The organism is Methanosarcina sp. A14 (genome assembly GCF_001729375.1).
Classification (GTDB): domain Archaea; phylum Halobacteriota; class Methanosarcinia; order Methanosarcinales; family Methanosarcinaceae; genus Methanosarcina; species Methanosarcina barkeri.
The window spans coordinates 1-8,176 of record NZ_LZPK01000187.1; the positions used below are offsets into that span (position 1 = coordinate 1).

The 8,176-nt window shown below is 37.7% G+C and carries 6 protein-coding genes and 1 pseudogene; all 7 read left to right on the forward strand.

Going from position 1 to position 8,176, the window contains the following annotated elements; genetic code table 11:
* Nucleotides 1–924, forward strand: a pseudogene (locus A9239_RS09595) (hypothetical protein); the annotation flags it as partial.
* 422 nt (nucleotides 925–1,346) lie between these two features.
* The gene (locus tag A9239_RS09600) at nucleotides 1,347–2,075 is read left to right on the forward strand and encodes an ion channel (protein WP_048121678.1); all 729 of its coding nucleotides are present in this window, start codon (nucleotides 1,347–1,349) and stop codon (nucleotides 2,073–2,075) included.
* Nucleotides 2,076–2,683: 608 nt separating this feature from the next.
* Complete coding sequence (locus A9239_RS09605) at nucleotides 2,684–2,995, forward strand: hypothetical protein (protein ID WP_048121680.1); 312 nt, start codon at nucleotides 2,684–2,686, stop codon at nucleotides 2,993–2,995.
* A gap of 761 nt (nucleotides 2,996–3,756) precedes the next feature.
* Nucleotides 3,757–4,227, forward strand: a complete 471-nt coding sequence (locus A9239_RS09610) for a rhodanese-like domain-containing protein (protein ID WP_048156218.1) — start codon at nucleotides 3,757–3,759, stop codon at nucleotides 4,225–4,227.
* A gap of 441 nt (nucleotides 4,228–4,668) precedes the next feature.
* Nucleotides 4,669–5,058: a DUF2769 domain-containing protein gene (locus tag A9239_RS09615; protein ID WP_048121684.1), complete on the forward strand. Its 390-nt coding sequence runs from the start codon at nucleotides 4,669–4,671 to the stop codon at nucleotides 5,056–5,058.
* A 355-nt stretch (nucleotides 5,059–5,413) separates the two neighbouring features.
* A complete protein-coding gene (locus A9239_RS09620; protein ID WP_048121686.1) occupies nucleotides 5,414–7,429 on the forward strand; it encodes a monovalent cation:proton antiporter family protein in 2,016 nt (671 codons plus the stop codon).
* Between the two features lie 94 nt (nucleotides 7,430–7,523).
* Nucleotides 7,524–8,117, forward strand: a complete 594-nt coding sequence (locus A9239_RS09625; protein ID WP_048121687.1) for a Maf family nucleotide pyrophosphatase — start codon at nucleotides 7,524–7,526, stop codon at nucleotides 8,115–8,117.
* Nucleotides 8,118–8,176: the final 59 nt, after the last annotated feature.

An 8,176-nucleotide genomic window follows, 5' to 3' on the forward strand; every position in this document is an offset into this window, starting at 1 on the left:
AACATGACAAAAATGGGGAACATGACAAAACCCGTGACATTTAATATAGTCGGAAAGGTGGTCATAGTCAATGACATTGGAAATATGACCGAAAAAGCGCTTATAATTGGCAAAATGGAGAATATGCCCGGAAAAGTGATTATTTTCGGAAAAATGGATAAAATGGGTGTAATGGCCACAAGAATGGAGACTAGGTCAGCCGGAAATATGTCTGCCAGAATGGCCACAAGAATGGAGAACATGTCCGGAATGGCAGAAAACCTGCAGAACATGACCATAGTCAAGGTCGGAACCATGACTGGAACTGTGACATGCAATATGACCAAAGACATGGAAAACATACCCAAAATGGCCGCAAAAATGGAGAACAAGACCGGAAGAATGGAAAACCTGACTGTGCTCGCGGCTGGAGATATGAGTGGGACCATAACATGTGATCTGACTGGAAAAATGATTATAATCAGAAACATGGGTAGTATGGAAGAGGTAGCCGGAAAACTATCTAATATGCCCGGAATGGCCGCAAGAATAGAGAACATAACCGGAAAAATGGGGAACATGACCAGACCCATGATGTGTAACATGACCGGAGGCATGATTATATTTAAAGATATGGATAATATGGCCTCAATGGTCGAACAAATGGATAATATGCCTGGAATGGACGAAAAAATGAATTATTTGAGCGGAATGGACGCAAGTACGGTTATACTAGAGGATATGGGCATGACTGGAATGGCCGGAGAAATGGAAGACGTGACCAAAATGCCCGGAAAAATGGGTGTAACCGGAAAAAAGATTATGATCCGAAATATGGATGATATGACTCAAATAATAACCAGAACCGTTACATGCAACATTACTGGAAACACGACTACTATTAAGAACATGGGGAACATGACCGAAAAATTAGGTATGAAGTAACTATTGATCGGTAAAATGTTCGTGTAACAAAGTATGAATAAGGAAAGGATTACCTGTCAGTTTGATTGAAAATCCGCCTCAGGAAGTAGAAGCTGCAAATATATAGTATTTACAGTTCCTTACTTCTTTATTTTTCCAGTTTTTTATCGTGCATTATCTACTCGACATGCATTATCTACTCGGCATGTTTACCTGATATCCAAAATCAGCCTTTCGATCTATTTCTGCTCTTACCGGATATTCGAGCGTCAAACAAACTTCCGGACTAAAATAGATTTATCAATAAGTCTATAAATGCCCTAAGAATACTTATTATATATATCAGTTATTTCTTTTAACAATGCAAGTGCACTAATTTGCATGTGATCATATACTTGATGAGAGTAAAACACATGGATAAATAGCAATTAAAAGAAGAAAGAATGGAATTACTTTCCCAGATTGATTCTCTTTTTGATTTCCTTCTCACGTCACTGTCAATTTTATGGTTGATTCTTATTATTATAGACTTAGTGTCTGGTCTTTCACCTACATTGCAGACATTAAGTTTTTTTATCTGGGGAATATTTATAATTGATTTTTTTATCGAACTGGAAGTTTCCCCGAAAAAGAAGGATTATTTAAAGGAAAACTGGCTTGTCGCTCTTTCCCTGTTTTTGCCTGCATTGAGAATCCTGAGGCTATTTAGCGGATTCAAGCTGGTTGGTTTTGCAAGCCATGTCAGATCTCTTCATCTGGCCAGTGTTCTCTCTTCTTTTTATCGGAGCTTAAGAACAGTCCGACAGATAATGGAGCAGCGAGGCTTGATATATATTCTGCTGCTTACGACTTTGATAACTCTACTTGGAGCCGCGGGGATATATGATTTTGAGCGGCAAGGTTTTACTTCTTATTTGGATGCTCTCCGGTGGACAGCAATGATTATGATTACAGTAGGAAGTAATTACTGGCCAAAAACCGCTGAAGGAAGGATACTGGCCTTCTTATTATCTGCTTATGCTTTATACATTCTCGTATATGTAACTGCGGCCCTTGCACACCTTCTTGTCAGAAGTGAAAAGTCGTTCTCAAAAGAGATTGAAGAACTGCGCAGCAAAGTACAGTGTCTTTCCAGTGAAATTAACAGGTTTTCAGAAAGGGAAAAAAAGTAGATTTGCAAAATTTTTCAATCTTTTTTGCTACTGGTTCTTCTCTGTTTTCCTAATTACGACCTACCATTTATCAGGCAAACACCGATAAAATTTGCAGATTATTGCATAGCTTAAAATTCGTTTTTTAATTTAATTCCTTGAATTGACAAGGCAATTTCAAATTACTGAGCGAGCATGAACGCTCTTTGAATTAAGTATAAATTAGGTTTTGAAATAAGTCTATTAACAAAAAAAGTCTATTAACAAAAAACGTTTCGGCTAAAGATAATAAACTATAAAAATAAAATTATATAAAATAGGCTGTAAATAGTATATTATTTGATATATTCTTTTAATTAACAATGGTTTCTTATTTATATTTCTATATCTATTATATTCTTTGAGTATAATCTCCTGTTGGTACGTACTATTTGTTGGGGCAACTTGGGATCATTTTAATCGGTACATTTTTTCGGCACATAAAATGAGAGCAAAATCTGTCGGTAATATGCCTTCCAGAATACCGTCAATAACTAAGTGATAAAATAACGCTTAAGTGCTGTATATACCGATAAAAATGGTTGAAACACCGACAGCTTAGTCGTATCAAACAATAGGAGTGTGTACAAATGAGAATACTTAAGAAGACAATAAGCGTGCTAGTGCTGGTCTTTTTTGTAGCATCTCTGACAGTTGGGTCAGCCAGTGCAGGTTACTGTAAAAATAAATGCGACTGCAATAAGGATAAATGCTGTGACTGGGGATGCAAAGATAAATGCAATCACAAAGATAAATGCGGCTGCGGCTGCGGCTGCGACTATGACTTTGACTTCGACGCCTTCTTTGGAGGTAGCTTCTTCGGATACGATTGCTTCCTAGGAAATGGTTGCTTCTTTGGAACAGGCGACTCCTGGATTGACGGCTGGAATGACTGTTGTTAACTAGACTGTCATAATATAAGTTAAAGCATGATTACTCATTCGTAACGTCTTACATCAGGCTGCAAGGACCATTAAGTCCTCAATAGTTCAAGTTTAGAGTTTCTATGGGGGAGTACTCTTAACAGAAATTACGCGTTTAAGTAGTAAAAGAAGTATGAGCACGTACCTCTATCACATATATAAATTAGACATTTAAAGTCTTATGCGACTGGTTCTTTAGTTTAACTGTGTAGTTTCTTTCTCTATACTGGATAGCAGTCATCGAAGTGAATTTACGAATGAGCCTCATTTTATTTTTCTTAGAGATCATAATCTGACAAATCTGCCGAATTTTTAAGAAAGTTTCTGATTTCTGACTCTTAGGTATAGCTTGATTAAGGAAAAACTCCTGAGGCTCAAATTACTAACTTCTACTTTGTACCCGATGATTAGCGTTACATTTTTCCTGTTACTGATTTAATTTATACAGGATTTTCTCTTAACCTACTTTCTGCAGGTCGACATTTATTTTTTGGCAATTTTTAATGATATCGATTTTGGAAAAATCAGATTTCAGGTGTAAAATCGATATCCTTCAGCAAGAAAATTCCTTAACCGATGATCATATAATTGGCTTAGTTTATTTAAGGAAATATAGTTGTATCTGGAAAGTAATTTTTACATAAATAAAGAATTCATAGAAACCGTGTGTATTCTGCAAAGAAATAAATGTATCTATTAACTTTTAATGATCTCAAATTTATAGCACTGGAGGAGTTTGATTGAATAAAGGAAATTTGACGTATTTTGTTGCTCTTATTTTCCTACTTCTTGTAGCCTTTTTAATCTTTTCGGAACAGAGAAAGGAAAAAAACTCAGGGATTGAGAACGTAAGTGTACAGGAAGCAAAAGAGATGATTGAAACAGGCGATGTATTCGTACTTGATGTTCGTACGCCTGATGAGTTTAACTCATCTCATATCAAAGGAGCGACCTTAATTCCCCTAAGCAATGCCTTTGGATCAAATTTGAGTTCGGATAGTCTGCTTAAAGCTCGTATAGACGAAGTACCCAAAGAGAAAATACTGGTTTACTGTAGAACAGGACGCAGAAGTGATACGGCAGGTAAAATGCTTGTAAACGCAGGATATTCCCAGGTTTATAATATGGTAGGAGGTATCATTGCCTGGACAGATGCAGGATATCAGGTTGTCAGCTCTGAAGATACAGAGTCTGAAGGCTCACATAATTGAAATTACATAGTCTGCACTTCTAATCGGCATCACATCACCTTATATAAGGAGCCGATTTTATCGGCCACAACTTTTGTATTTTTATTGTTCCGCATCTCAGTGAGCCAATAATTCTAATCATTTTCCTTTTTTTCAATATATTTCAATTGAAACCTGTTTTTTTCCAAGTGCAGTAACTTCAAACGAAGTAATTTTAAACGAAATAACCTCAAAAATAACTTAAAAAGAAATAACTCAAAAGAAATAACCTTAAATGCAGTAGCCTCTTAAGATCACTACTACATATTCTCTCTATGATTACTCTATACTTGTTCTGTAACTGAAAAGACTTTTATTCTCTAGAAATCTAAATTTACAATGAACTAAAAATTATAAAACTGGTTTTATATTATCACATTGGTGATAAAAATCAATTGAGTATTAAGTTTGGGGGTATAGAATATGGGAAGAGATGCACCAACCGAAGAGAAAAGCTCGATAACACCTAGAGATCGAAATGTAACTTTTGAAAGAGGCACTGAGTTTGTGGTTCCTTATGTAGAAAAAAATATTAGCAGGTGTAGATGTTCACAGTGTCCAGTTCAGGCTAAGAGTCGATGTGCACAGAGTGAGGTCAAGAGTGCAAAACAGGCATTGAAGAATGCTCATGCAGGTGAAGTTCCAGACCCAGAAAATGTTCCGGGTGTTTATTGCTCGGAAGGTCCGGCCCCATGTCAGGACCTTGACTTTGACAGACAATGCATCTGCAGTTCATGTGAAGTCTGGAAGGAATATGATCTCAAAAATGCAAATCCAAACAACCATTTCTGTCAACATGGCAGAGCGACCTGATCTATCACTTCTGTCAGATGCTCAACATAATTAATTTATTTATTAATTTTTATTGGATCTTTGATTTAATATTTAGATAGTGTGTTTAAATTTCACTTGTTTTTCACTTGTTTTTCACTTGTTTTTCACTTTTTCTTAGAATTAGATTGCAATGGAAGCAGTTTTCTGGATTTATGAAAATTTAGTCTCTCACCGAAAATACTATATCTTTTGATAAATATTGTTATTGATCAGTCAAAATATTTTGGGGTTGGCAAGTATAATTCTAATGTTTAATCCTAGGGCCTATCTTAGGTTTTTCAAGATTTCTAAAGGCTCAAATAGCCCTATTTCAACTTATGGAGGAGAAAAATAAATGGTATCCTCTTTACTGGCAAACGTTGACGTACTTCTTGGCTTTGCTATCTTAATTCTTACTATTTTCTACAGATTTCAAGTTCCTCCTGTACTTGGTTTTCTTGTAACCGGAATGCTGATTGGCCCATATGGGCTTGGTATTCTCAATGGAGGACAGAATGAACTGAATGCCGATCTCGGTGTAATCTTTTTACTCTTTACAATTGGAGTTGACCTCTCCTTAAAAGAACTATGGAAGATGAAGAAGGCTTTATTCTTGGGTGGAACTCTCCAGATCCTCTTAACTATATTTCTTACCCTCATTATTTGTTCATCTCTAGGTTTTAACTCCACTACCTCTGTTTTTTTCGGTTTTTTGATATCACTTAGCAGTACTGCAATAGTACTCAAAGTCCTCCAGGACAGAAACGAAGTTTATACACAACATGGGAAAACCTCACTTGCAATTTTGATATTTCAGGATCTCGCTATCGTTCCCCTAATTCTTATTACCCCATTATTGGCTGGAGATTCTCTAAGCTTTGAAGGTTCACTTTCAACCGTTTTTCTCAAAGGTTCACTGGTCATTCTGGTTTTTATCCTGAGTGCCAAATTCCTGATTCCCTACATATTCTACCATGTGGGCAGGACGGGCAATAAAGAGTTATTCCTTGTCAGTGTTGTTTTCATTTGCCTTTCTACCGCTCTCTTTACCTCAAGTATCGGGCTGTCTCTTGCCCTTGGCGCGTTTTTAGCTGGGATTGTCATATCAGGCTCCCAGTACAGCCAGCAAGCAATGGGCAATATTATACCTTTGAGAGATATGTTCATGAGCTTCTTTTTTGTGTCTGTAGGGATGCTCTTGAACACTGAATATTTGCTTGATCATCTCATGATCCTTATTATTGCTTCAATTGCCTTAATAATTATAAAATCAATAGCAGGAGTAGCTAGTACTTTTCTTCTCGGCTGCCCTCTTCGTGCAGCTATATTGACAGGGTTTGCATTGTCTCAGGTAGGAGAATTTTCTTTTGTTCTATCCAGATTGGGGGTGGAGTATTCTCTCATGACTGAAGAGGCTTACCAGGCGTTTCTTGCAGTTTCTATAATTACCATGGGAGTTACGCCTTTTTTGATTAATGCTTCCTACAAGCCCATCGATTTCCTTGTCACAAGAGTTTCAGGAACAACCAACGGCCTGAAGCTAATACATGGCTTATATTCGGAACCTATTAAAGAAGAAGAACAGGCTGAGCCTGAAATGAAAGACCATTTAATCATCGTAGGTTTTGGTTTTTCCGGAAGAACAGTCTCGAAGGCTGCAAAAGCCGCAGGCATCCCTTATATTATTGTAGAAGCAAACCCTGAAATTGTTATCCAAGAAAAACAGAAGGGGGAAAACATCCACTATGGAGATGCAACTTTTGAGGTTGTACTGGAACATGCAGGCGTTAAGAGTGCAAGAGTTCTTATTATCGGGATCTCAGATTCAACCGCCACAGGTAAGATCGTAGAAATTGTGAAAAAATTGAATCCGAACATCTGTATCATCGCAAAAGTAAGGGATCTGCAGGAAATGAAACGCCTCAATTCCCTGGGAGCGGATGAAATCATCCCCGAGGAATATGAAACCTCAGTAGAAATCTTTGTCCGCGTGCTGGAAAAGTATCTGGTTCCGAGAGAGAACATTGAAAAACTTGTAAATGATGTGCGGGCTAATGGCTACCGGATGCTGCGAAAATTGTCAGGGAATACATGTGATGATAGCGAGTTCAGCATAAAAGACGGGCTTCCTGGAGTTGATATTCAGGTTCTGAAAGTGGAAGATGGTTCAAGTTTCGATGGAAAAGCCCTTGAAGACCTGAACTTCAGAAAAAAACACGGAGTTACAGTACTTTCGGTTCGCAGAGGCTCAGATCTGATTTACACTCCAGAAGGAAATTTCATCCTTCATGCAAAAGATGCCTGTATCCTTCTTGGAAAACCTGAGGATCTTTGCAATATAAGAAGGTTCTTTGAAAGTATTCACGGATAATCAACAATTTCGCTAATTAAAATTTCACGAATTAATTTTCATGTTTTCTCGATCTGCAATACAACATATATCCCATGCTTCCTGAGTTTTTACCATGCGTCAGATCATTCTCGCGTCTGCATCTCCAAGGCGAAAAGAATTGATTAAACAACTTATAGGAGATGACTTCCTGGTCTATGCCAGTTCCTATGAAGAATCTCCTTGCCCTGGCATACACCCTGAAGAACTTCTTTTAAAGCATTCTGTCGAAAAAGCCAGAGACGTAGCCAAACATCTTAATTCCGGGCTTGTAATTTCTGCTGATACCTCGGTGCTTTTTAATGGAAAACTCATGGGAAAGCCAAAATCTTCCGAAGAAGCAGAGAAAATACTGAAACTCTTAAGTGGACAGCAATTCCTGGTTATAACCGGGCTTACAGTCCTTGACCTGGACAGAAGGACAGAAATCAGTGAACTGGAATCCACAACGGTCTGGATGGACAAAATAAGCAATGAACAGATTTCAGCCTATGTCAGAACAGGAGAACCCCTTGATAAAGCAGGAGCTTTTGCTGTTCAGGGAAAAGGGGCAACCTTTGTGGAAAAAATAGAGGGTGATTTCTTTAACGTCATAGGTCTCCCTCTTTTCCGTCTTGGAAAGATCCTGCAGAAAGCTGGAGTATCTATATTTAGTGAAGATCTATCCTGAAAACCATTGTACTGCAACCGCTATGATGGTTGATCCTTTCGTTGCTGAGTTTTTCGGTC